We start from the raw sequence: 25,557 nt of genomic DNA, 5'->3' as shown, positions 1-25,557 counted from the left end.
GTGCCTGAAATAGGACTTCATAGAGAATATTAACAGAAAATTGAAGTGGTATAAAAGATTAGTACCGTTAAAAAATCTAAAGAGCAAAGATTAAATTCACACAAAGGATAAGCCCGGGATACTCTTGAGTGGATTTTTAAGGGTTAAGGTACACTTATTTAAAACAAAATTAATACCGAAAGACAGGATATATTTATAAAAATACCAGTTTGTGGACTCTCTTTTAGAATCCTATAAAAAAGGCTACCATATGACCGTATCAAATTCAAGTAAAAGTCACCTGATGCCGGGCAAAATGTTTTATATTTGTTCCTGTCCTGCTCGGTCTGCCTGTTTATATGTTAAAATCTATATAAATTTAAAGAAGGCTAAATGATTTTTGTGCTGGAGGAAAGATGCCCGAGTTAAGAAAGGATCCTATAGTGGGAAGATGGGTAATTATATCTGTAGAGAGAGGAAAAAGGCCTGCTGATTTCAGTTCACCTTCCATCAAAAGAAGGGCAGATGGGTTCTGTCCTTTCTGTCCCGGCAATGAATACACCACACCAAATGAGATAATGGCCTTCAGGCCAGAAGGTGCTGGAGTTTCAGGATGGACATTGAGGGTAGTGCCTAATAAGTTTCCAGCACTCCAGATTCATGGAGACCTCGGAAAGACTGCAGAGGGCATGTATGACAGGATGAATGGAATAGGAGCACATGAGGTCATTATTGAGACACCTGTTCATACCGAATCTCTTTCAACCATGCCCATTAAAAGATTGAATGACGTGCTTTGGGCTTATTACCTCAGGCTTCAGGATCTTAAGAAGGACAGAAGATTTAAATATGTACTTATATTCAAGAATGAAGGAGAGGCAGCAGGAGCCACGCTTGAACATTCCCATTCCCAGCTTATAGCATTACCTATTGTGCCAGCAACTGTAAAGGAGGAATTCGAATCTGCAAAAAAATATTATGACCTCAAGGAGCGATGCATATTCTGTGATATCATAGCCCAGGAACTTGAGGATGGTAGGCGGGTAGTTTCACAGAATGACGGTTATATAGCAATAGCACCTTATGCTCCCAGAACGCCTTTTGAAACATGGATACTTCCAAAGGATCACCAGAGTTACTTTCAGCCCAGAAATAATGATTTTATGCTTCTTGCAGAGATACTCCAGAGGACTCTAAGGCAGATTGATGCTGTCCTTGATATACCACCTTATAATTTTATGCTCCATACATCCCCTTTTACAGAGGAGGAAAATGAATTTTACAGATGGCATATCGAGATAACACCAAAGATTACAAAGATTGCTGGTTTTGAGTGGGGTTCTGGATTCTTTATTAATTCTGTTCCTCCTGAGGAGGCAGCAAAGTTTATGAGAGAGGCAAAGATATAAGGAGCCTTCAAGGAGGGTAAGCCTTGAAGATATTCATAGTTACACCTGAGGCAGTGCCCTATGCAAAGACAGGTGGCCTTGCTGATGTCACAGGTGCTCTCCTTAAGGAGTTCAGAAGAGCAGGCCATGAGGCATGGATTATTTTACCTTTTTATTCAGCGGTAGAGAAGTCAGGAGGGTTTTCTGATACAGGCATAAGATTTTCCGTGGATATCTTATCTCAGAAGATAGAGGCTTCTGTTATTGAATCAATGGACAGGGAGTATCCTGCTTTTTTTGTGAGGTGTGACAGGTTTTTTATGAGAGAAGGTCTTTATGGAACCTCGGCTGGAGATTACCTTGATAATTGTATCAGGTTTTCTTTTTTTTCAAGGGCTGCCATAAAGCTTTTTAAAACCCTCAATAAAAGACCTGATGTACTTCATGTCCATGACTGGCAGACAGCCCTTATCCCTTTCTATCTCAAAAATTTCTATAAAGATGATCTTTTTTTCAGAGATACAAAGACAGTCCTGACGATCCATAATTTGGGCTATCAGGGTCTTTTTTCGCCGACTGAACTTCCATACACTGGAATAGGTCTGGAGTATTTCAATCCCGAGGGTATTGAGTTTTACGGAAAGATCAATTTTCTGAAGGCAGGCATTATCTCTGCTGATGCAATAACAACAGTGAGTGAAAGCTATGCGAGGGAGATCCTTACAGAAGAATATGGTTACGGGCTTGATGGTGTGCTAAGGAAACGGGCAGGAAGGTTATATGGAATTCTCAATGGAATTGATTATTCCATCTGGAATCCAGAGACTGACCCTGTTATTCCCCACAGATACAGTCTTAGTTCTCTTAAGGGAAAATTATTCTGCAGGAAAAAACTTATAAAGGAGTTGGGTATCGAGATCAGGGATTCGCAACCTTTGATAGGCTTTGTGGGAAGATTTGTTTCTCAGAAGGGTATTGACCTTATTGAAAGTACTTTACCAGAGATTATAAAAGCTGGTTTCGGTCTTGTTATGATAGGTCAGGGAGAAAAGACTTTTGAACAAAGTCTCGACAAAAAGCACAGAGAGTTTAAAAAGAATTTCTTTTTTAAAAGGGTTTATGATGACTCACTTGCAAGAAAGGTCTATGCTGGTTCTGATATATTCCTCATGCCCTCAAGATACGAGCCCTGCGGTCTTGTCCAACTGATTGCAATGCGATACGGTACGATTCCTGTCGCAAGGGCTACGGGCGGACTCAAGGATACAATCGAGGATTATAATCATCTTTCAGGAAAGGGAAGCGGCTTTCTGTTCAGTGGATATAATGGCTCGGCAATGCTTGAGTCATTAAAAAGAGCTATGTGTGTTTTTCAGAATAAGAGAAGGTGGTCAGCTTTAGTAAAAGATAGTATGAAAAAGGATTTTTCATGGAAGCATTCTGCTCAGAAATATATTAAACTTTTTAATGATCTCTTAATCCGGAAAGACCCATGAAGCTAAGAACAAGATTAATACTCTTTCTAATTGCCTTTCTCAGTCTTACTATTATAACAGGTATAGGCTTTATTTCCCTTTCTTTAACGCTGAAAGAGGAGATAGTTATACTTCACGATGTAAATGCCTTCCACAAACAGGATGAGCAACTGAAGGATGCCTTTACAGCATATGTCTCTGCTATTTCCAGATATGTAAATACAGGATCAGAGAATCTCAAGGTTGTTATTCTTAAGAGAGAGGAGAATATAAAGGCGATACTGAGAGATATAGAAGGCTCGGGCAGATCTCCCGAAACAGTGCAGAGGATTAAAAGCAATCTCATAAGTATTTCGGATGAAACCTCCCGGCTTCTTAAAAAGGAGTTCACGGATAAGAACTTACAGAAAAACTATCAGAGAATAATGGATTTCTACAGATCTGTTCAGGATGATCTTGATAGATTGCACATGGAATCTATAAGGCTTATTGATGGCGCCATAGAGAGGGGTATGGATATTCAGAGGAATATCTTTTTAAATATAATCGCACTTTTTACAGTAAGCATTGCAGCTGCAGGATTTCTACTGCTGATGTTAAGAAGATCCATTGACAGGCCTTTCAAAAAACTTCTTGATGCTACAGAGCGGATTTCAGGAGGTGAGCTTACTTACAGGGTAGAGCTTGGAAGGGATGAATTCGGAATAATAGCCGAGAGGTTCTATGAAATAGTTGATAAACTTAGACTCAAACTCAGGACGGCAGAGCTTTTTCTTGAGGTATCACGACCGGTAAGCGGTGTTGATCTGAAAGATTACCTTGACCATACGGTCTTAAAGATATCAAAGGGATTTGATACGCTTGCCGAGATATACATGCTTGAGCCCGAAGAATACAGATTTAAACTTTTTTCCACAAGCCATCCAGAGTTATCCAGGATAAAAGAAATACTTTATCATAATATAGAATTTATCAAAGACTCAGGAGTGATCTGGTCAAACAGGATCGGAACATCTGAAGAACTAAGATTTATTTATGATGGTATTCATGAATCAGCCATTATAGCACCTCTTTATTCTCACGACCAATTAAGAGGTCTGCTTGTTCTCAGGAGAAGACATATTGACTCCTTTATAAAGGATGACCTATACAGCTCAGAGGTTCTTTCTCATATCCTTAGCTCAATAATAAGAAATGCAGAACTCTATTCAGAGCTGCAGGCAGGGTATGAAAGATTTAGGAGCCTCTATGAATTCGGCAAGGCAATATCCGGTGAGGTAAATATAAGTGAGCTTCTAAATAAGTCCTGTTATGAAATATGGAAGGTATTCAATGCCCCTTCTCTGATCTGGATTGAGATAGAAAAAGGAAAGGAGCTTTATTTCTATCCCCCGGATTTCTTCTCTCAGAAAGAGCTGTCTGCAATAAAAGAGGGTCTTGTGGAACCCGAGGCTCCCTATCTTTCTTTCCCCTTTCAGGCAAAGGATTATAAAGGTCAGTTGCTACTCAAACCTACAAGGGTATTCACAGAGAGGGATATCCAGCTTGCTCATGGAATCATACCCTTCCTGGTCATAGATATTGATAAGGCAATGGCCTTCGAACAGATTGTAGATAGAGAGAGAGAAACCGAAGAATCAAAAAGAAGGATGGAGATATTATTTGATAGTGTAAGGGGTGGTATAGTAACTCTTGATAAAGAATTCAGGATAGTATCCATAAATAAATACATGGAACACTGGATTGAACATCCTGAGGTACTTGTTGGCAGGGACTCAAGGGAGGTCTTTCATGAGATTGCGCCAGTCTGTCCTCATTGTGTTGCTGCTGCAACCTTTGAAACAGGCGAGATTAACTTCATGTCCCAGAGGGTAAGGGCGAAGGATGTCTTTTCCTACAGTGAGCTGAGCTCCTATCCAATAAAGGACCGAGATGGTTCAGTAAAAGAGGTGATAGTTTTTATTCAGGATGTTTCTGAGAGGGTCCTTTATCAGGAAGAGCTCATGGGACTTTACAGAGAAGTGATGCAGACCAAGGAGTATCTTGAGAGTGTTATTGAAAACACTGCTGATGCAATTGTCACCTCAGACCTTAATGGAATTGTCACATCCTGGAATAAAGGTGCTGAAAGGATTTATGGATTTAAGGTAGAGGAGGTCATTGGTAAATACCTGCCATTTATTCCCCAAGGACTATATGACATCGAAAGAGAATATACAGAAAGGATAAGGCGAGGAGAGGTTTTAAAAGATATAGAGACATACAGACTGAGGAAGGATGGTTCTGTTATAGAGGTCAGTCTTACCCTTTCTCCAATAAAGGATGCCTACGGCAATATCATAGGAATAAGCGGTATATCAAGGGATATTACGGAAAAGAAGAGGTATGAGCGGGAGCTTGCAAAGAGGAATCAGGAACTTTCAAGGCTCTTTTTTATCAGTTCTGCAATGAGAAGCACCCTTGAGCTTGACAGACTTCTTAGGATGATTCTTACAGCCGTTACCATGAGCGATGGTCTTGGATTTAACAGAGCAATTCTCTTTCTCGTTGATGAAGAAAGAGGCATATTAAAGGGAGCAATGGGTGTTGGACCGTCAAGTCCTGAAGAGGCCTGGAGGGTCTGGTCGAGTCTTTCCATGGAGCGCAAGACTCTTGAAGATCTCTTGAAGGAAATAGAATCAGGTCCCCTGAGAAAGGACTCTCTTCTTGACAGACTTTCCCTTAATATAGAAATACCTCTTTCAGAAGACACGGTCCTTACCAGATCTGTAAAGGAAAAAAGGATATTCAACATAACTGATGTAAAGACCGAGCCTTTATCTGACCCGGTTCTTGTTCAGCAGCTTGGAACAGAGGCCTATGCTGTAGTTCCTCTTATATCAAGGGACAGGGTAATAGGACTTCTCTGGGTTGATAATCTCTTTAACAGAAGACCCATTACAGAGGATGATATAAGATTTCTTACAGGTTTTTCTAATCAGGTGGCAGCAGCCATTGAGAATGCAAGACTTTTTGAAAGGGTAAGACTTGCAGAAGCAGAGCTTGAAAATATCTTCGAATCAATATCAGATATGATCTATATCACTACTGCTGATTACACTATAAAAAACATAAACAGGGCTGTACTTGAAAGGTTGAATAAAAGATGCATGGAAGAGGGTATAGAAAGGACATGGACCAAGGAGGCTGTTATTGGAAAAAAATGTTATGAAGTCTTTCATGGAATGGATAGACCCTATGAAAATTGCCCTCATCATAAAACAGTAATAGATAAAAAAGCCTATGTGGAGGAATTTGAGGATCCCTATTTAGGGATAACCAGTCTTTCTTCCACCTCTCCATTATTTGATTCAACAGGTGGTTTTCTCGGAACTGTACATGTGGTAAGAGATATAACAGAATTAAAGAGACTCAGGGAGATGCTTCAGGCATCGGAGAAGATGGCTGCTCTTGGAGAGGTGGCTGCAAAGGTAGCCCATGAGATAAGAAATCCCCTTGTTTCAGTAGGAGGTTTTGCAAGAAGGCTAGAAGCAAGACTTGATGGTAAACTTAAAGAATATGCGTCGATAATCACAAAAGAGGTGAACAGACTTGAAAATATCCTTCATGACATATTGAGCTTTGTCAGGGGGATGGGACTTGCCATTGAAGAGACCGATATAAATTCTCTTCTTGATGATATCGTTCTCCTTTATAGAGAAGAATTGAATAACAGAAAAATACAGGTCAGGAAGGAATACAACACATTTTTGAGACTTCCAGTTGATGCGGGAAGAATAAAGGAAGCAGTAATCAATATTTTTACCAATGCCATTCAGGCAATTGAAAGAGATGGTATTATTACAATAATTACTGACAAAAAGAATTCAGAGGGTGTTATAATTATAAAGGATACAGGTCCTGGAATAAATGAAAAGGATCTGCCAAATATTTTTAATCCCTTTTTCACGACAAAAGCAGGTGGTACAGGACTCGGTCTGGCTATTACCAAGAGGATCATCGATGAACATGGCGGAAGAATAGAAGTAGAGACAGTTATAGGGAAAGGTACAAGTTTTAAAATATTTTTACCTTTATTCCGTGGCAATCAAGGAGGTATTTTATGAAGATACTTATTGTTGATGATGATGAAAGTATCCTAAGACTTTACAGAGAAGAGCTCGAGGATGAAGGATATCAGGTCTTTGCAGCCACATCAGGTAAAGAGGCAATAGAGCTATTTGAACGAGAAAAACCTGATATTGTTACCCTTGACATCCTCATGCCTGATATGGATGGTATAGCTGTGTTGAGGGCAATGAAAAATAAGGATCCAAATATTCCTGTTATAATGTCAACAGCCTATGACTACAGAGATGATTTTGGTGTGTGGGCTGCAGAGGCCTATGTAGTAAAGTCATCTGATCTAAAAGAATTGAAAGAAACAATAAAGAGGCTTGCCAATAAATAACTTGACTATTTTATGCTGATTGAAAGAGAATATAACATATGAAGGCACTTATTACAGGTGGTACGGGTTTTATCGGAAGTCATCTAGCTGAGGCTCTCATAAAAAAAGGGTTTGAAGTTTACTGTCTCGTGAGAGATCTTTCAAATAAAAAATGGCTTGAAGGGCTTGAGGTAAATTTTATTGAGGGAGATTGCTGCGTAAGGGAATCACTTGAGAAGATCAAGAAATTTGATTATATCTTCCATCTTGCAGGTTTAACAAAGGCATCTTCCTGGGATGAGTTTTACAGAGCGAATGTTAAAGGTACAGAGAATATTATTGATGTTGCAATAAAGAATAATCCTGGCCTTAAAAGATTTATCCTTTTAAGCAGTCTTGCTGCAGCAGGACCATCTGATAATGGAAGACCAAAATGTGAAGATTCTCCAGCCACACCTGTTTCAGCCTACGGTAAAAGCAAATTACTTGCCGAGGAGGTTTTACTTAAACACAAGGAGAGTATTCCCTTTACAATCTTGAGACCAACCGCTGTTTACGGGCCGAGGGACAGAGATTTTTTTGTCTTTTTTAAAATGGTCAATGCCGGGATAATGCCCTATTTTGGAAAAGCCTACTATTCCCTTATTTATGTAGAAGATCTTGTGAAAGGAATTATTCTCGGAGCCCTGAGACCCGAGGCTCAGGGTAAGATTTATTTTCTCGCTGATGGGTCTATTATAACAAGTGATGAGATTGCCTTTGCCATCGCAGAGAGCCTGCAGAAAAAACCGGTCAGGATAAGAATTCCGCGAAATCTGATGCCCTTTATTGGAAGGCTTGCATCAAAGGTCGCGAAAAATAGTATAATAAACAACGACAAATTAATTGAGCTGAGATACACTCACTGGATATGTGATATATCAAGGGCCCGAGATGAGCTGGGCTTTAATCCAAAAGTAAATATTCGGGAAGGGATGAAATGGACAGCAAACTGGTACAGACTTCACAGATGGCTGTAATGAAAAAAGACCTATTTGAAAAGTGTTACAAGTTCACTGCAGCCAATGAGCTCATGGAGAAGGGTATATATCCTTTCTTCAGAACCATCCAGTCTGCACAGGATCCAGTTGTGATAATGAATGGAAGGAAATTTATCATGATTGGCTCTAATAATTATCTCGGTCTTACAAACCATCCAAAGGTCAAAGAGGCAGCCATAGAGGCAATCAAAAAATACGGAACAGGATGTGCTGGTTCAAGATTCCTGAATGGTACTCTTGATATCCACGTTGAGCTTGAAGAAAAATTAGCCAGGTTCATGCGTAAAGAAGCCGCACTTGTTTTTTCCACGGGTTTTCAGGTGAATCTTGGAGTGATATCCGCCCTTGTAGGGAAGGATGACCTCGTCTTAATAGATAAGATGGATCATGCAAGCATTATTGATGGATGCAGGCTTTCCTTTGGTGAGGTTAGGAAGTTCAAGCATAATAATCCTCAGGATCTTGAGAGAGTTCTTACAGAAAACAACGGAAGGGCATGTCTGGTGGTTGTTGATGGTGTATTCAGCATGGAAGGTGATATAATTAACCTACCTGAGGTTTTAAGGCTTGCGAGGAAGTATGGAGCAAGGCTTCTTGTTGATGATGCCCATGGAATTGGTGTTCTTGGAAAAACCGGCAGGGGTACTGCAGAGCATTTTGGACTTGAGCAAGAGGTTGACCTCATAATGGGAACATACAGCAAGAGCCTTGCTTCAATAGGTGGATTTGTCGCTGGTTCTAAGGAAGTCATAAATTATATAAAACATTTTGCCCGTTCACTTATATTCAGTGCAAGCCCTCCACCGGCATCAATAGCAGCAGTGAGCGCAGCTATTGACATAATAGAGAAGGAGCCCGAAAGAAGGGAAAGGCTCTGGAAGAATACAAGAAAGATGATAGAGGGTTTCAAAAATCTTGGATTTGAGATAGGGCCTACCCAGACACCAATTGTTCCTGTAATAGTGGGTGAGGATGCAACTGCCTTCACCTTTGTAAAGATGCTTGAGGCTGAGGGTGTCTTTGCAAATGTCGCGGTGAGTCCAGCGGTTCCTCCTGGAAAGGCACTTATAAGGACATCCTATATGGCAACCCATACAGATGAACATCTGGACTTTGTCCTTGAAGCATTCAAGAAAGTAGGAAGGACCCTCGGTCTTATAAGATGATAGAGGTTTTACGGGCTGAGGGTGATGAGCTTCTCTCTGCCTTTATCCTTTTCCCTTTTGAGAATTATAAAGATGACCCCTTTTTTTCACCCCTTCTTATAAAAGACCAGAAGGTCTATCTTTCAGAGGCAAATCCTTTCTTCAGGCATGAAGATGTAAGACTCTATATCGCCATGAAGGATGGAAAGGTGGCTGGAAGGATAGCCACCATTATAAATCACAGGCATATCTCCATACACAATGAAAGGGCAGGATTCTTTGGACTCTTTGAATCAATAAACGACAGAGCTGTTGCAGAAGCATTACTTGAGAGGGTTGCTTCAGATCTCAGAGAAGCAGGACTCCAAATAATGCGAGGACCCATGAACCTATCGACAAATGAAGAATGTGGTTTTCTCATTGAGGGTTTTCAACATCCACCCATGTTACTTACACCTTATAATCCTCCTTATTACAATGAGTTAATGGAAGCCTGCGGTTTTGTAAAGTCAAAGGATCTTTATGCCTATATAGCCGATATTCCTTCTGAACTGGATGAGAAAGTCAACAGGATTGCTGAGATAGCCGACAGAAGGGGGATCAGGATAAGAAAGGTTGATATGAGCAGGCTTGAGGATGACCTTCTCATGTTCAAACTCATATACAATGAGGCATGGAGGAATAATTGGGGTTTTATCCCGTTCCTAGATGATGAGATAAGATTTATGGCCCATCAATTAAAGAGCATAATCGTTCCTGAGCTAATGCTTATAGCTCACTATAAAGACGAACCAGTTGGTTTTCTGGGACTAATTCCTGATTATAATGTGGTGCTCAGGGTAATGAAGGGGAAATTTAATCCGCTGACACTTCTTAAGGCAATCTTTGCCATGAGAAAGGTAAAGGGATTGAGATTGCTTCTTCTTGGTATAAGACCTGGTTTCAGACAGAGGGGGGTTGATGCACTGCTATTCAGGGAAGGATTTAAAGAGGTAAAAAGAAAAGGATTTAAAAAGGTAGAGTTTTCATGGATTCTGGAAGACAATATTCAGGTTCAGAGACTTGTTGAGATGATAGGCGCAACGCTATATAAAAAGTTCAGGATTTATGAGAGGGCGGTATAAAGAATCATTTGACTTTTTAGATTTATCTGTGTGATTATTATTTATGAAAAAATCAGCTCTAAAACCTCTTACAAAAACAGAAATAAAAAAGATTATCCTGAGAGAAGTGCCCCGTTTTGTTAAAAAGGACCCTGAAATAAGAGAATTTATTCTCAAGATCTCTGCTGAAAAGTTTGCTGATAAAAAGAAGACCGAGGACAGGTTCGACAGACTCCTGGAAGAATTAAGGAAGGAGAGAGAGGAGAACCAGAGGAAGTGGGAGGAGAATCAGAGGAAGTGGGAGGAGAACCAGAGGAGGTGGGAGGAGAATCAGAGGCATCTTGAGAGTCTTGAGAGGGAATGGGCTAAGAAGTGGGAGGAGAACCAGAGGAAGTGGGAGGAGAATCAGATGGTAATAAACTCCATACTTGAAGAAATAAAGTTTCTACACAGGAAATATGATACAGGTATAGGCGCCCTTGGTTCAAGGTGGGGTTTAAGGGCAGAGTCTTCTTTCAGGGACGCAATAAAAGGCATCCTGGAGGAAGATTTTCCTGTAAAGGTTGAAAGATACAGGACAATAGATGAAGAGGGTATCGTCTTCGGAAAGCCAGATCAGGTAGAACTTGACCTGATTATAAAGAACGGTTTTATTACTGTGGCTGAGATAAAATCTTCTATAAGTAAAGGCGATGTTATTACCTTTCTCAGAAAGGTTCAGGTTTATGAGAAAAAGTAGGGAAGAAAAGTTAACACAAAGATTATAATCTCTCCAATGGTAGAGAGTTCAGCCCTTGCATTTGCAAAAGAGAGCGGCTTAAAAGTATACGGATATCCTGAGGAAATAGATATAGCAGAACTTCAATCATAGATTTTTTCCCGAATTTACTCATAAGGGGGAGGTAGCTCCTTTAATTCAAAAAGAGACTCAGGATTTATACTTATATCTTTAACCTTGAATCCGAAATGAAGGTGTGGTCCACTTGCTCGGCCTGTTGCACCGGCAAAGCCGATCAGGTCACCTTTTAAGACAATGTCGCCCTCTCTTACAGTATATCCAGATAGATGCATGTACACAGAAAAGAGTCCCTCACCATGATCAATCACAACAGTCTTTCCACCAAAGAATAATTCCTCTGTTAGAACAACCCTTCCATTATTAACAGCCTTTACAGGATCACCTTCTTTTGCCCGCAGGTCAATTCCCTTGTGGATACTCAACTTTTTTCTATTTATCATTCTTTTTACACCATATGATGTTGATACTTCGCTTTCAATTGGTTTAGTGAATACCCCGCTCCAGAGCCTTTCTGTTCTCAGTTGCCAGATAGCCCTGAGAAGTTCCTCCTCTGCCTCTGCCCTTGCGAGATTTTCAGGACTTAATGTCACCTTATCTTCTGGTAGCTCAAGATGAATTAAAGGAAATTCCTTTTTTCTTACCTTGATAGAAAAAAAGATCTCTCTCCCCTTTTTAGGAAAGATTTTAATCCTGTAAACTCCTGGTTTTGTTTCTATATCTATTGCTCCGATGGCGTAACTGCATCGCTCACCGCAGGATGAAAAGTATAAATCTATGCCATTAAACTCAGCCCTGAGCAGGCTTTCAGCAGGATAAGATAATTTTATAAAAAATATATCTCCCGGATAGAGTACATCAGGTTTAATGATTACTGATGATGCATCTGCAGAAACAGAAAAAAAGATAATAATTAAGCTGTAAAGATAGATTAAACCTTTTAATCTGAGTCTGATGGAGTTCACTTCCTCTCCCTTAATTCAACCTCAATGTTTAAGGTCTTTCCATCCCTTTCTATCTTTAGCAGGATTTTATCACCCGGCTGAAGGTTTTTAAGATATTCAGAAAAATCCCTGATACCCTTTACAGGTTTTGAGCTGACCTCTATTATCACATCTCCTTCCCTCAGACCAGCCTCATGGGCAGGAGAACCCTTTGTTGTTCCGCTAATTCTGTATCCAGTGCCTTTATATGTAAAATCAGGTATTGTGCCTATACTTACCCTTCTTTTACTTTCTTCTTGTGAGGTTCTTTTATTTATATTGCCTGTGAAGCTCAGTTCCGGGAGTCTGTCCACTCTCTTTATTAACTCTTCTGTAAAAGTCCCTATCTTAATTATGCCATCAATATCAACTTTGTCAATGGTATCGGTTATTTTGTGGTAGTCTTCATGAGGTCCGGAAGATAATTGTATGGCCGGAATGCCAGCCTCCTCAAAGCTTTTCTGGTCACTTGAATCAAGATCTTCCTTTGCGATATCAATCTTAATGCCTGAAATAAGGGATGCCTCCTTAAGAAGCATGGGCCATTCCTTTGCTGAATGGGCACCGATGACAAGGAGTCTTCTTCCCTCCAGTCTGCCCACAGTATCAAGATTTATCATTGCTATACATCTGTATGAGTCAGCATGTTCAACAAAGTGTCTTGAACCTTTTCTGCCGTATTCCTCACCGGTAAAGGCAATGAATATTAAGTCCCTGTTGATTCCACCTTTTTCAGCCTTTATCCTTGCCAGCTCCAGAAGAAGGGCAACACCGCTTGCGTTGTCATCAGCACCAGGATAGATATTTCCTTTATCATCTTTCCCAAGATGGTCATAATGGGCTCCTATGATTATACATTCTTCAGACCTTCCCTTTATTTTTCCTATAACATTGGCAAAGGTCATGCCTTTTTCATCATGCCATTTCTGAAGATAATCACTATTTAGGGGCTGTAGTCCAGCCTTTCTAAAGGATTCTCTGATAAATTCAGCAGCCCTCATTGCTCCATCTGAGCCGGCCTTTCTACCTTCTAAATGAGGAGAGGTGAGAAATTCTAATGTCTTGTTGATTGATTCCTGTGAGAAGAAAGGGATGAGTAATTTATCACTTGATTTTATACTGAGAGATCGGGATTTCTCATCGAGAATGATATTCATCGGAGTTTCCTCAATCTCCCATCTGCCTTTCATAGTATTTGTTGCTTCCTCTCCCTCAAAGACAAGATAACTGTATTTATGGTAGTGGGGAAGCTTTCTTAATAGAGCCCTGAGTGTTGATGGATTTTTAGAACCGATAAACATGAGAGGTCTATCCCTTTTTAGTGGATTATTCCTGACAATGACTACGGAGTCTTTTTCTGTGTCAAGCAATCTTTCTGATAGCCTGTACCCGTTGTTCTCTATCTTTATATATTTTTGATCAGAGAAAAGATAATCTAAAAATTTATTCTCCCATCCAAGGATTATAATTGAGGATTCAGGTAAAGTATCTATTTTACTGTCAATAACTACCTTTATCCTTTCAGGACCGGCATTTTCTATTACTCTTGTAACATCATCCCAGGTATCCATAAGCTCTTTCTTTCCTGCTTCGGGTTTTATAATAACTATCTCCTTTGAGCCTAAAACAGCGGTTATTGCAGGAGGTATCTCATCTCTTGAAAGTTTTCTGAATACATGAAGATCAGGATCAATATCTATTCTTAAGGGCTTTTCAGGAAGTCTCTCCATAAAAGACTGGTTTTTATCTCTCATTTTTAATGCGGTCTCATGGATAGTGCCATTTCTGAGAATAATTCTTACAGGTATCTCAAGTATGTAAGGAGAACCATCCTGGCTCTGTCGGAGGGTGAGCCTAAGGTGGCTTTCCTTTACCACTGCCTCCTTTATCTCAATAACAGGTGCGCCTGTTCTCTTTGTCCATTGATCAAAGAAATCTCTTAAATCCCTTCCCGAAACCCTTTCAAAACTCCTTCTCAGATCATCAAGGTCTGCATACCTGAACTTTTTTTCCTGGTAAAAATCCCTGAGGCCCTCTTTAAAGAGCTTTTCTCCAAGAGACCTTCTGAGCATATGAAAGAAGAAGAGGGATTTTCCATAGCCTATCGCCTCTGTTGCTCCTGAATGCCTGCTCCTGAACTCTTCAATAGGAAAATCCTTTTCATCAAGAACATAGTCTGCATATTTCTGGAGTGTCGTGAACCTGTATTCTCTGTCTTCACCTTTGAGTTCTTTCATCAGATGGTCTGACAAATAGGCAGTGAGCCCTTCTGTCCAGTTTCCTCTTCCAGGTCTTGGCCATACACTGTTACCCCACCAGTTGTGGAGAATCTCATGGGGATAGGAGGTGTCTATTATGAAGGGAAGTCTGAGAACCTTCGGTCCAAGAAGTGTGAACGAAGGCATACCAAATCCTGATTCAAAGAAGTTTTCAACAAGGGCAAATTTTTTATAGGGATAGGGTCCGATCAGTTCCTCATAGAGTTTTATATACCTGAATGTTGCACTGATATATTTTTTTGCAATCTCATCATCAGGACTTCTCAGAAGCACCATAGCACTTATCCCATCAAGCTCCTCTTCATACTTTATAAATCTATTTGCAACCAGATATATCTCCTCTTGAGGCTCTGGTGAATCCCAGATAACGGTATCCCCTTTTTTTTCCTCTCCCTGGCTTATTCCATACCATCCTTGAGGAAGCTCCACAGCAAGTCTGAAGGTCAAAAGACCTTTCGAAACAGGATACCAGTAAGAGCCACCGTGAAGAAATATACCTTCCTCTGAGATTATTCCTCCTGTATAGCTGTAACCCCGTGCCTGTTCCCCTATGGTTCTTACTGGCTCATTAATTAGGCCTTCATAAGTGAGGGTTATTGAACTCCGTGGAGAATCAAAGATTATCTCAATCAGTTTTGCTTCCGCAGTCTCTTTAATCTCAACTGATGCTTCGGGTGTTGTTTTTTTTATATCAAGATTTTTGTTGATAAAAAAGGAGAGTCTTTTTCTCGGTTCTTCAAAAGTTATGGTGTCGCTTGCTACAATATAATGCCTTTCAGGAATGATCTTTACATGGAGTTCATGATGACAGTATGTGTCAGCATAAGTTGACTCAGACCTGAGGCAGGATGAAAGGCCTAAGAGGGGAATCTGGAAGATTAAGATGAAAAGAACCCTTAAGATGATTTTCATCTATTCTATCCAGTCTGCAATGAAGATATCAGTCTGTCTGGGCTTTTCTGGATTCCTGTTTGAGGCAAAGACAAGTTTTTTCCCATCCGGACTGAACATTGGAAAACTATCAAAGACATTGTTATAGGTGATCCTTTTAAGTCCTGTGCCATCAATGTTTATCATGTAGAGCTCGAAGTTCGGCCCGTACTGTTTAAGTTCCTCTCTCCAGTCATCCATATTACTTGAAAATATTATCCTTCTACCATCAGGATGCCAGGAAGGAGCCCAGTTTGTTGCACCGTTATGAAGTATTCTTCTCTTGTCAGATCCATCCCTGTTCATGACCCACAGGTCAAGGGGCAGAGGAACTATGTAATTACCCTTTATGCACTCTTTCCATAGATTGAGCTCTTCCTCTGTTTCAGGATACCAGGCACGCCATACAATCTTAGTACCGTCAGGAGAAAACCATGCACCTCCGTCATAACCGAATCTATCTGTTAGTCTTCTTATGTTTGTTCCATCAGCATTCATAATATAGATATCCACATCTCCATTTCTTTTTGATGTAAAGACAATCTCCTTTCCATCGGGTGATACAATCGCCTCAGCATCATATTCAGGATTTTCTGTTAGCCTCTTAAGTCCTGAACCATCAATGTTTGCAACATAGATATCATAGGGATAAAGGGGCCATACATATCTTTTTTGAGCTGGAACTGCCTGCTCAGGACAATCACCCTCAAGATGGACTGTGGAAGAAAAAAGTATCCTCTTTCCGTCAGGAAAGAAGAAGGCACAGGTATGGGCACCTCTTGAGGGGCTTACCATCCTTTTTTCTGTTCCATCAATATTCATGATCCATATCTTGTCACATTTATATCCCCTGTTTGATTGATAGATCAGTTTTTTTCCATCAGAGCTGAAATAGGCTTCTCCATTGTCTCCCTCAAAGGTTAGCTGTTGTATATTACTGAGATATCTCTCTTCCTGAGAAATGGCAGAAGAGATAAGAAGTAAAACCAGCATTAGAAGAATCACAAACTTTCTCATTCAAAGCTCCTGACACATATCTTAAATGGTACTGATTCAGGTCTGTGCATGAATGCACCGAGCCTCACTAGCTCCGGGTTTAAAATGCCCTGTACTCTGAAGTCTGATATAACGCAGTACCGGGAAAGAACAGGCTGGACAACAAAGTCAAAGCCCTTGATGTCATCCTTTATCTCGAATCTGAAGGAAAGGGTATCTCTGAGTCTTCTTATGTCATCAATGGGAGAGGCATTGAATCTGCTTACATCAATTATGATACCGTCCTCAACCCTGATATTGCCTGAAAATACTGTACCTTCAGGAAAGGCCCTTGGAGCCGTATAGGGTCTCGCAAATCTTACATGCCAGGTATTTGCACTCTTCCAGTAATAAATACCTCCTTCTATCCTCATATCTATTGCTGGCTGACCCTGGATATAACTATCATAAGGTGGTCCTGCTACAGGCGGTAAAAATTCTTCTTCTCCCTCTTTAACACCAGCAATGGTGGCGCAGCCTGTTAATAAAAAGAAGAGAAGGGTTATGGCGATTTGTCTTTTCATATTTATATAATGTAATGATTTCTTTTTAAAGTCAATAGTTAGGATCTTCAGTCCCTGTCTTAGAATGGTTTCTACCTGATTTTAAAATCTTAGAGTTAAAAGATATTAATTTACAGGTATTAATTTCGCCCTTTCTTTTATGCTAAACTTAACATTAATAAAGGTTGAGGAAATGCCTGATTTTGCTGTCAGTGAAGAAAAGAACCGCTGGCTACAGGAGAGAATGGAGGCCCTGAATATAAGGGAAGAGGATATTATTGAAAAATTTATTCGTTCCTCGGGCAGGGGTGGTCAGAAGGTTAACAAGACCGCAACCTGTGTTTATCTAAAACATGTCCCTACCGGTATTGAAGTTAAATGCATGGATACCAGAAGCCAGTCCATTAACAGATTCCTTGCAAGAAGGGAACTTATCTGGAAGATAGAGGAGCTCCATGGATTGAGGTCTTCAAGACAAGCTGAAATAGAGAGGCTCAGAAAGCAGAAGGCAAAGAGGAAGAAAAGGGCAGAGAAGAAATATGAAGTTTACAGAGAAAGGGATGATGAAATATAACATCGGCTAAGTTGATGAACAATTTCATAACAAATAGTTCTACAAAGCTCCTTAAAAAGAGACTTCTTGAACTTCTTTCAAAGAGTAAAGAGCTCAAATTCCTCGTTGGATTTTTTTATTTTTCAGGTCTTATGGAACTCTATGAAGGCCTGAAGAATAATCCTTATGTTACATTGAAAATCCTTGTTGGGCTGAATGTTGATAAAACTATCTATGGACTCATTGAGCACGGAAGTGATGAAAAGGGGCTTTCAGATTACTAAAGGCTTTATAAATTTTTTGACTCTATAAAGAAATCCATAAACACAGAACAATTTGACAACAGGGAATTTTACGAGCAGGTAAGATTTTTTATTGAACTTATAAAAAACAACCGCCTCATAATAAGAAAGACCTATGAGCCAAACCATGCCAAGCTTTATATCTTCAAGCTTGAAGAAACACAGGTCGGAAGAAAGGCCCTTTTTATCACAGGAAGTAGTAATCTTACATCATCTGGCTTAACACGGGAGCAGTAGTTCAATGTGGAGATAAGTGATTATGGGGTAGATGAGGCAGAAAAGTATTTTGATAATCTCTGGCAGTAGGCAATACCTGTCACAGAAGATAATATAGCAAGAAAAAGATGAGTTGCTTTAACAACACAGCGAGCATAGAGAGGATATTCTCAGCAGTAATTAGCCAGTTAAATGAACATTGGCGGATAAAACCTTTAAAGGAATTTACGCAGAAGTATTGACATTACCTAAGAGGCCCTTATCTTTAAAAAGATTAATTTAAAGGTTGTATAATTAATAGACAGAAGAAAACGATTAGAAATAACTTTTGTATGGAAAATTAAGAATGGATGAAAATTCTTTAAGGCTTCTTGAGTTTCATAAGGTCCTTGAGGAGATTTCGCTTTATGCAAGGAGTCCTGCCTCTAAGAGGCTCATACTCTCAATAAGGCCTTTGGGTTATAAAGATGAGATTGAAAAGAGATTTCACCTTGTGGCTGAACTGAGAAGGGTCATATCTGAGGGAAGGGAGATAGCCCTTGATGAATTTGATGATCTTTCAGGAATTCTTCAGAAGTTAAGGCCAGAGGGTTCTTTTATTGAGCCAGAGGAGCTTTATACCTTAAGAAAGGTCTTTTTAAACATAGAGAGAATCAGAAACTCCGTCGGGACAGCAAAGGACATTCCCCATTTATCTCATCTAATTTCAGGAATGGGTGATTTTAAAGACCTTATAGATCTTATTGACAGGTCTGTCGACCATGAAGGTAATATCCTCGATACAGCATCTCATGAATTGAGGGAAATTAGAAGGAGAAAAAGGAATCTCGAGCAGGGGATCAGAAAAAGGCTAGATGAAATTATCCATGCAAGGGAATTAGCACCTGCTATTCAGGATGAATATGTTACCATCAGAGGAGGAAGGTGGGTTATTCCATTGAAGGCTGATTTTAAGGGAAAGATTCCAGGTGTTATACATGATATCTCAAGGACAGGCGAGACCCTTTATGTTGAACCCCTTGAGATTGTCGAACTTGCCAATGAGCACGAAAATATAATTGCAGAGGAAAAGGCAGAGGAGATAAGGGTATTGAGAGGTATATCCTCTCTTTTGAGGGCAGATCTTTCTAAAATAGAAGCCTCTTATGGAAACCTTATTTATTTTGACCTATTAAGAAGCATTGCCTTATTCTCTGAAAGGCTCGGACTGACCGAGCCTGAGATAGACAGTGAACAGAGACTCCAGCTCTTTGGAGCAAGACATCCAGTGCTTCTCCTTCTAAAGGAAAAGAGAGTCATTCAGGATGTTGTTCCCCTTGATCTCGAGCTGGGAGGTTCTCACAGGATAATGATTATTACAGGACCCAATGCTGGAGGAAAGACCATTGCCCTCAAGACAGCAGGTCTTCTTACTATCATGGCACTCTCTGGAATACCTGTTCCGGCTCAATCTGGCTCGGTCTTACCCTTTGTGAGTGATGTTCTTGTTGATATGGGTGATGAGCAGTCCATAGAGGAAAATCTCTCCACATTTTCAGGCCATATAAAGAATGTTTCAGATATAATCAATAGGTCAAAGCCTGAAGTCCTTGTGCTTCTTGATGAGATTGGCAGGGCTACAGATCCCTCAGAAGGTGCTGCCCTTTCCTGTGCCATACTTGAGGAGTTAAAGATGAGGGGTAGCACAGTTATAGCAACAACCCATCTGCTTGAGGTTGCTGCCTTTGTCTCAAATACTGAAGGTATGGTTAATGCTTCAATGGAGTTTGACGAAAGCCTGATGAGGCCGCTCTACAGATTGAGAATGGGTCTGCCAGGACAATCCCATGGTATCTCTATAGCAGAGAGATTCGGTCTTCCTGAGAATATTATTCGGAGGGCAAAGGAGTTTATTGGAAAGGGCAAGCTTGACTTTCAGCTTGTACTGGATGATCTTAGGAAAAAGCAGAAGTTTTATGAGCTTGAGTTAGAAAGACTAAGGAAGCTTCAACAAGAGATTTCTGAAAAAGAAAGGATCCTGCAAGAAAAGGAATCAGAGCTGGTAATTAAAAAAAAGGAGATTATAAGAAAGGCCCTTGAGGAGTCAAAGGAGCTATTGAATGAGACAAAGGTCTTTATTAATAAATTAATTATGGAAGCAAAGAGAAGTCCCAAGGAGAGTATTAAAAATCTCAGGGCAAAAGAGATGGAGATTGAAAAGGCTTTAAATGAATTTAAAAAGAAAGAAGAGGTCTTTATTCCAGAACCTGGCTCAAAGGTTTATATCAAAAGCCTTGGTTATGACGGTGTAGTCATGAGGGTAGAATCCGACAGGGTCAGGGTTAGGGCAGGTGCCTTTGAGGCAGAGGTAGCCCTGAGCGATATAGAGGCTCCAAGAGGTATATTATTAAAAAGTTATGAAGAAAGAATGCCTGAAGAGCGAGTTGCTGAATCAATCAATTTAACAGGCATGACTGTGGAGGAGGCCCTCTCAAGGCTCGAAACCTATTTAAATCATGCCTCCCTTGCTGGATTGAGTGGAGTTAAGATTATTCACGGTCTTGGCACAGGAAGACTTAAAAGGGCAGTGAGGGATTATCTTAAAGGCCATCCACTAGTTGATAATTTCAGACCAGGAAATACTGAAGAGGGTGGAGACGGAGTATCAATAGTAAAGTTAAAATAAATGCCCGGAGCCAATGGCTCCGGGCAACGGGATGGGAGGTAAGGCCGGGCATTTCTGCCCGGTCAATTTTTTTACTGAGCCCGAATGGTCACAGACTGGTCAGGTCCAACAGTTACCTCTGTATCAGGGAATGTGTAACCAGATTTGGTGGTTTTAATTGTGTATGTACCGGGTTTAAGATAAGTGAAGGAGAAAGAGCCTGCTGTAGTTGAGTAAGAGGTTTTCAGAAGTGTTGAGCCTTTATAGAGTTTAAGGGTTGCGCCGCCAACCGGGTTACCACTTGAATTAGTAACAGATCCAGTGATCTTGAATCTGGAGAAGGAGACAATCTGTGATACAGAGGACTTAGCGCCAGTGGAGTCCTTTGCAGTCAGTGTAATGGAATAAGAGCCCTGTGTTGCATAGGTACGGGTCACAGTAGCTCCGGGTGAAAGAGTCTGTACATAACCATCTCCCCAGTTAATTGTAATGCTTGAAAGATTACCATCTGGATCAGTAGAGGTATCAGTAATAGATACAGTCCAGGAGTTCTGATTCACTGAGATATTCCAGCTTGCCTGAGGTGGACGGTTTGCAGCATATGTTGAAATTGACACCGGGATAGATCTAACATCCTGGGTGGAATTGATGTTGTCAACAACAGTGAGCTTAACTGTATAGGTGCCCGGCTGAGAATATGTATAAGAGGCAGTCAGTCCTGATGCAGTCGAGCCATCACCGAATGACCAGTTATAGGAACAGCTGGTGCTTGAACATGAAGCGGTAGAGGTTTTCACAGAGATGTTAAGACCGTTCAGGGAATAGGCGAATTGGGCTCTGGGTTTTGGTATACCTGCAGTTGCAGGATCTGTGAGCATGGTTACATCATAGGAGCTGTATCCCATTACCTCAGCCTGATTAACGGTATTTGGAACAGTCTGACCGTGAGCGGCCCTTGAACCAAGGTCTATGATGTTTGAGCTTCCATCTGGATTTTTATAGCTAAGCACATATCTCACCCTTCTTTTTCCAGTTGTGCAGTTAGGATCAATGTTTCCAGCACTATCCGTGCATGTCTGGGTAAGTCTTGATGAGTTTAGATAGAGTGTGTAATCCATATCAAAGAAACCAATAGACTTAGGGCTGTAATTTTTTGAGTTTGGATCTGAACTGGAATGGCACTCTACACAACCATTTATACCAAGAGGTCCGGTGTTTCTCTGGAAGGTGCCAGTTGTACCATCTGGTTTAGTAAATGTATAAGTTTTGAGAGGACCTGGTACGGGTTTTCCCTGAGCATCCCTTGTGATAGGCTGGATATTGTGGCTTATGCTGAATACTATATTGTATATGTTGAGTACAGGATCAGATATGGATGGAACACCTGAGATTCCAAAACCTGTTGGGTTATTAAGCCTTGCCACAAAACCAGCAATCTCAGGAGGATCATTAACTATATGGCTTACCCTTGTGCCACCATCATGCGGTCTGTTAAGGGGCCAGTCATAAAGGCCATCTCCATTTGCATCTCCCACAAATGCCCTGTAATTTACAGCCACAGCCCTTGCATATCTCTGGAATGTGGGTTTAGCTGGAGAACCATCTACCCATACACTGGCAGCCATTGTACCGTGTGGTACGAGCTTTATGCCATCCTCTCTTTTCTGCCAGGTCTTAAGGGGCTTAAGACCTATTCCTGTTGAAGGCATCTCAACTGACTGAACCCTTGCAAATCCCCTGTATGGTCCTGCTGAGAAATCAGCTAAGAATTGTTTTACCGGACCATTCACTACGGGAATATGACAGGTTTTGCAATGTATCTTTACAAAGTGTACTGATGGGAATCCAGCATGTGTGGGTGTAGGTGCATTTCCTGCATTAGGATGGGTCTTTGTTATGTGGCAGCTTTCACAGGTAACAGTGTAGTCTACCTGGTCCATTCCTTTTGTATCCTGGAAGGCATCACCTTTTGCAAACTGATGGTCTATTTTCTTTATATTTACCTGAGGAGCGACGATGTTGCCAGCAGCATCTCTTTTTGGTCCGTAGAGTTCTCCATCTTCATCTCCGAGAGTATAATGGCAGGTAGCGCATACAAATCCTCTATCCATATGGGCATCTGGATTATTGGGATCATTTATGGATTCTCCTCTCTTGCCACCTTCAACCCTTCCATTTACAATGTCCCAGGCTGCGTCATTCTTTCCATCCTTTCCACCAACACCAGCTATTTCATCATCATCTGTTACAGTACCTGCTGGAATTCTCTTCTGAAAACTCGTGAATCCAAGAGGTCTGTCAGCAGGACCTCTGTTTGCTGAACCAGAAGGACCGAACCAGCTTCTGTCAGGAAAATGACATATGGAACAGTTTTCCTTTGGAGGTGTCATTGTTATCCATGACCCGGGAATAGTGGTGCTTGCCCATGACCAGCCACTCAAGCTTGGATTTATATTTGGTGAACCAGTGGTTATTCCAGTAAGCAATCCTGTCCTCGCAAGACCGAGTGTTGGTGAGAATTTAAGGCCTTTAAGTGTCTTCGGGTCATCAGCTATTGCTGGTGGTTCAGCCACAGTATAATTTCTCTCCAGATTTGCAAATCTTCCTGCATTCTGGTAATTGAGGTGACACATAAGGCAGTCTGCTTCTCCAACACCCTGATTAATCCAGGCACTTACCCTTGATACAATACCTGTTCCAGCCACAAAAATATAATAATCACCTTTGTGATTATCCTTCTGTGGATTTGCCGTTCCACCAGGTATAAGACCACTCGGTCTGTTATCATATCTGTAACCTGCCCTGTCATATTCAAGGTTTCCACCACCTGGATGGCACCATGCGCAATTTCCGTAAGCCCACTCAAAGCTGCTCATATCAAACCTGGCAGGTGTACTTTCTGTTAGGTCCGCCAACTGGCGGTTTGAAGGTGGTCAATACTTGCCATACATTCCTGGTGAGTTAGTGAATGACGGGACACCGTAATATGTTCTCTGTATCTCCCCATGGAACATCCCTTCCCTGCTGGAAGTGAAAGCCGGATGTTATTCCATGTTCTGGATAGAGCACACTGTAGGGATTTGTGTATGATGGTGAACCTGAACCGTGATCCTTCTGTGCATAAAGCACTCCGTGCTCATAGATGTTATTCAGCCCGTATCTTGAGGCTATGGTATCATGGCACTGGCTAGTTCCACAGGTCTGCTTTGGAGAATAGGGTATATTGGAACCTGGTTGAATAAGGTTTCCATCTGCATCCCTTAAAGCTACATCAGGATGGGCAGCCATTCCCTCCGATGCCCCAAATATTGTCCCTGATAGAACTATCAGGCTTATTAACCAGCAAACTAACTTCATGCGTTCCTCCTTTTAAGGTTTCTTGAATAAGGAAATTTTTAAGTTAAAATTTGAATTTCACCTCCAAGCCTGTCAGATTAAGGGCTCATCATTTGTTTAAGCAATAAGCATGCCAGGATAAATTTCCTAATTTTTTATTCTTTTTTAAAATATTATAATTATCTTAATCTGACCAGCATGGGTGATTTCACCCTATTTTTGTAAAATTTTATAGTCAGGAATGTGAGAATTAATAAAAAGACTTACAGGCTCGCAGGCAATTCTTTTCATCCAGTTTCTATCTCTAAAGATGGCGTAATTTCTATCACCCAATCAAATTTATGACTAAACTCAATTAAGTTAGAATTTCACCCATTTAATATGGGTTATTTCACCACTGATGAGAAAGTGAAGAGAGGTTTAAAGGATATTTTGCTTAAAATTCATTATTTTTGTGTCTGGCACATGAATTGCTAAATAATATGTGCCTGTCAGGAAAGGGTTTCGGCTGCTCATTGAGCAGTTCAGTTTAGTAAGGAGGTTTTCAGATGAAAAGGTCTTTAATACCTTTGTTCAGCCTACTAGTGGTTATTCTCGTATGTGCTGTAGCAATGGCTTTTACTGGAAACTATACACCTGGTACAGGTATAAATGGCACACCCCATGATTTAAGGCAGGGTCAGCCAGGCGGAAATTATCCTGCTCAACCAGCTGATTATCTGAACAGAATCTGTGTTTGGTGTCATGCACCTCACCATGCATATAAGTTAAGCACAGCAGCCGGAGCAGGTACAGGTCCTGAGGCACCTGCTGACTATACCTATCTTCCGTTATGGAACCATGCTGTCACCACTCAGGTCTTCGCACCCTATGATCCAGGACCTGATAAACCCATCGCAGGATCAAAGGCTCCACAGTCCGTTGATTATTTTGACAGAGTGGGCTCTGTATCACTTCTCTGCTTAAGCTGCCATGATGGAACTGTTGCAGTTAATGAGTATGGTCATGCGCCACAGGATTCAAGATCAAGGAGTTCAGGAGGAAGCGTTATTGCAGATCAGTATAAAATTGGTAAAGATGGCTATCTCCTCAACCATCATCCAATCGGTTTTGACTATGACAGTGTTGCTGCTGAAGATCCTGAAATCTATGACTCTGCAACAGCAACCTTCGGCACAGTGCCTGTTAGCAACTATCTCTGGAATGGAAAGATGGAATGCTCAACCTGCCACGCAGTTCATAACACTGGAAATAGCGGTGAGAAATTGCTATACGTGAGCGACTCTAACAGCAATCTCTGTCTTTCCTGCCACGCAAAAGGACAGAAGACACCTTAAACTCAATTAGAAGGGAAGGGTTTCCCCTTCCCTTCTTTTTTAATTAAATGCTATAATTTCAGTGTTTAGAATATAATAATAAAT

Annotated in this window: 18 protein-coding genes; 12 read left to right on the top strand and 6 right to left on the bottom strand. The window is 40.8% G+C overall.

The genetic code is table 11. The features are described from left to right. Window positions 1-395: 395 nt before the first annotated feature. From galT to N2257_02085, 8 genes are read left to right on the top strand one after another with little or no spacing between them, the layout of a single operon-like run. Complete coding sequence (gene galT, locus N2257_02120; protein MCX7793193.1) at window positions 396-1,388, top strand: galactose-1-phosphate uridylyltransferase; 993 nt, start codon at window positions 396-398, stop codon at window positions 1,386-1,388. Between the two features lie 23 nt (window positions 1,389-1,411). Continuing rightward, window positions 1,412-2,863, top strand: a complete 1,452-nt coding sequence (gene glgA / locus N2257_02115; GenBank protein ID MCX7793192.1) for a glycogen synthase GlgA — start codon at window positions 1,412-1,414, stop codon at window positions 2,861-2,863. Continuing rightward, window positions 2,860-6,948: a PAS domain S-box protein gene (locus N2257_02110; protein MCX7793191.1), complete on the top strand. Its 4,089-nt coding sequence runs from the start codon at window positions 2,860-2,862 to the stop codon at window positions 6,946-6,948. Before glgA ends, N2257_02110 begins: the two co-directional genes overlap by 4 nt. Beyond that, a complete protein-coding gene (locus tag N2257_02105) occupies window positions 6,945-7,292 on the top strand; it encodes a response regulator (protein MCX7793190.1) in 348 nt (115 codons plus the stop codon). The genes N2257_02110 and N2257_02105 overlap by 4 nt, the downstream gene beginning before the upstream one ends. A gap of 38 nt (window positions 7,293-7,330) precedes the next feature. Then, window positions 7,331-8,290, top strand: coding sequence for an NAD(P)-dependent oxidoreductase (locus N2257_02100; protein ID MCX7793189.1), 960 nt, complete (start codon window positions 7,331-7,333; stop codon window positions 8,288-8,290). Then, window positions 8,251-9,477 carry a pyridoxal phosphate-dependent aminotransferase family protein gene (locus N2257_02095; protein MCX7793188.1) on the top strand — a complete coding sequence of 409 codons (1,227 nt, stop codon included), beginning with the start codon at window positions 8,251-8,253 and terminating at the stop codon, window positions 9,475-9,477. The genes N2257_02100 and N2257_02095 overlap by 40 nt, the downstream gene beginning before the upstream one ends. Then, window positions 9,474-10,580 (top strand): hypothetical protein, encoded by a 1,107-nt coding sequence (locus N2257_02090; protein ID MCX7793187.1) that lies wholly within the window; start codon window positions 9,474-9,476, stop codon window positions 10,578-10,580. Before N2257_02095 ends, N2257_02090 begins: the two co-directional genes overlap by 4 nt. A gap of 43 nt (window positions 10,581-10,623) precedes the next feature. Beyond that, window positions 10,624-11,298 carry a DUF3782 domain-containing protein gene (locus tag N2257_02085; GenBank protein MCX7793186.1) on the top strand — a complete coding sequence of 225 codons (675 nt, stop codon included), beginning with the start codon at window positions 10,624-10,626 and terminating at the stop codon, window positions 11,296-11,298. Between the two features lie 146 nt (window positions 11,299-11,444). On the opposite strand, the gene N2257_02080 is transcribed toward N2257_02085, so the two are convergent. The 4 genes from N2257_02080 to N2257_02065 are packed head-to-tail and all read right to left on the bottom strand — an operon-like array spanning window position 11,445 to window position 17,106. After that, window positions 11,445-12,320 (bottom strand): M23 family metallopeptidase, encoded by an 876-nt coding sequence (locus N2257_02080; protein ID MCX7793185.1) that lies wholly within the window; start codon window positions 12,318-12,320, stop codon window positions 11,445-11,447. After that, window positions 12,317-15,529: a M20/M25/M40 family metallo-hydrolase gene (locus N2257_02075; GenBank protein ID MCX7793184.1), complete on the bottom strand. Its 3,213-nt coding sequence runs from the start codon at window positions 15,527-15,529 to the stop codon at window positions 12,317-12,319. Before N2257_02075 ends, N2257_02080 begins: the two co-directional genes overlap by 4 nt. Next, a complete protein-coding gene (locus tag N2257_02070; GenBank protein ID MCX7793183.1) occupies window positions 15,530-16,564 on the bottom strand; it encodes a hypothetical protein in 1,035 nt (344 codons plus the stop codon). After that, on the bottom strand, window positions 16,561-17,106 hold the full coding sequence (locus tag N2257_02065; protein MCX7793182.1) for a hypothetical protein: 546 nt from the start codon (window positions 17,104-17,106) through the stop codon (window positions 16,561-16,563). Before N2257_02065 ends, N2257_02070 begins: the two co-directional genes overlap by 4 nt. Window positions 17,107-17,278: 172 nt before the next feature. Here N2257_02065 and N2257_02060 point away from each other — a divergent pair, with 172 nt between their 5' ends. The 3 genes from N2257_02060 to N2257_02050 all read left to right on the top strand — a co-directional run bounded on the left by N2257_02060 (window position 17,279) and on the right by N2257_02050 (window position 20,821). Further along, the gene (locus N2257_02060; protein MCX7793181.1) at window positions 17,279-17,659 is read left to right on the top strand and encodes a peptide chain release factor-like protein; all 381 of its coding nucleotides are present in this window, start codon (window positions 17,279-17,281) and stop codon (window positions 17,657-17,659) included. Between the two features lie 14 nt (window positions 17,660-17,673). Beyond that, entirely contained in the window at window positions 17,674-17,922 is a 249-nt protein-coding gene (locus N2257_02055; GenBank protein MCX7793180.1) for a hypothetical protein, read from the top strand. A gap of 580 nt (window positions 17,923-18,502) precedes the next feature. Next, a complete protein-coding gene (locus N2257_02050) occupies window positions 18,503-20,821 on the top strand; it encodes an endonuclease MutS2 (GenBank protein MCX7793179.1) in 2,319 nt (772 codons plus the stop codon). Window positions 20,822-20,892: 71 nt separating this feature from the next. Here N2257_02050 and N2257_02045 read toward each other — a convergent pair whose 3' ends face one another. After that, window positions 20,893-23,676 (bottom strand): PKD domain-containing protein, encoded by a 2,784-nt coding sequence (locus N2257_02045; protein ID MCX7793178.1) that lies wholly within the window; start codon window positions 23,674-23,676, stop codon window positions 20,893-20,895. An 85-nt stretch (window positions 23,677-23,761) separates the two neighbouring features. Further along, the gene (locus N2257_02040) at window positions 23,762-24,157 is read right to left on the bottom strand and encodes a hypothetical protein (protein ID MCX7793177.1); all 396 of its coding nucleotides are present in this window, start codon (window positions 24,155-24,157) and stop codon (window positions 23,762-23,764) included. Between the two features lie 527 nt (window positions 24,158-24,684). Between N2257_02040 and N2257_02035 the strand changes: the two genes are divergently transcribed. Continuing rightward, window positions 24,685-25,473, top strand: a complete 789-nt coding sequence (locus N2257_02035; protein MCX7793176.1) for a cytochrome c3 family protein — start codon at window positions 24,685-24,687, stop codon at window positions 25,471-25,473. The last annotated feature ends 84 nt before the right edge of the window (window positions 25,474-25,557 follow it).

Source organism: Thermodesulfovibrionales bacterium (genome assembly GCA_026417875.1).
Lineage (GTDB): Bacteria > Nitrospirota > Thermodesulfovibrionia > Thermodesulfovibrionales > CALJEL01 > CALJEL01.
This window is presented reverse-complemented; position numbering and strand designations above follow the sequence as displayed.

Bases quoted from the DNA above. Each gene is read 5' to 3' on its own strand.
- N2257_02035 (MCX7793176.1), top strand. From the start codon at position 24,685: ATGAAAAGGTCTTTAATACCTTTGTTCAGCCTACTAGTGGTTATTCTC.
- N2257_02095 (MCX7793188.1), top strand. From the start codon at position 8,251: ATGGACAGCAAACTGGTACAGACTTCACAGATGGCTGTAATGAAAAAA.
- N2257_02045 (MCX7793178.1), bottom strand. From the start codon at position 23,676: ATGAGCAGCTTTGAGTGGGCTTACGGAAATTGCGCATGGTGCCATCCA.
- N2257_02105 (MCX7793190.1), top strand. From the start codon at position 6,945: ATGAAGATACTTATTGTTGATGATGATGAAAGTATCCTAAGACTTTAC.
- N2257_02070 (MCX7793183.1), bottom strand. From the start codon at position 16,564: ATGAGAAAGTTTGTGATTCTTCTAATGCTGGTTTTACTTCTTATCTCT.
- N2257_02090 (MCX7793187.1), top strand. From the start codon at position 9,474: ATGATAGAGGTTTTACGGGCTGAGGGTGATGAGCTTCTCTCTGCCTTT.
- N2257_02110 (MCX7793191.1), top strand. From the start codon at position 2,860: ATGAAGCTAAGAACAAGATTAATACTCTTTCTAATTGCCTTTCTCAGT.
- N2257_02065 (MCX7793182.1), bottom strand. From the start codon at position 17,106: ATGAAAAGACAAATCGCCATAACCCTTCTCTTCTTTTTATTAACAGGC.
- galT (MCX7793193.1), top strand. From the start codon at position 396: ATGCCCGAGTTAAGAAAGGATCCTATAGTGGGAAGATGGGTAATTATA.
- N2257_02050 (MCX7793179.1), top strand. From the start codon at position 18,503: ATGGATGAAAATTCTTTAAGGCTTCTTGAGTTTCATAAGGTCCTTGAG.
- N2257_02075 (MCX7793184.1), bottom strand. From the start codon at position 15,529: ATGAAAATCATCTTAAGGGTTCTTTTCATCTTAATCTTCCAGATTCCC.
- N2257_02055 (MCX7793180.1), top strand. From the start codon at position 17,674: ATGAACAATTTCATAACAAATAGTTCTACAAAGCTCCTTAAAAAGAGA.
- N2257_02085 (MCX7793186.1), top strand. From the start codon at position 10,624: ATGAAAAAATCAGCTCTAAAACCTCTTACAAAAACAGAAATAAAAAAG.
- N2257_02040 (MCX7793177.1), bottom strand. From the start codon at position 24,157: ATGAAGTTAGTTTGCTGGTTAATAAGCCTGATAGTTCTATCAGGGACA.
- N2257_02060 (MCX7793181.1), top strand. From the start codon at position 17,279: ATGCCTGATTTTGCTGTCAGTGAAGAAAAGAACCGCTGGCTACAGGAG.
- N2257_02100 (MCX7793189.1), top strand. From the start codon at position 7,331: ATGAAGGCACTTATTACAGGTGGTACGGGTTTTATCGGAAGTCATCTA.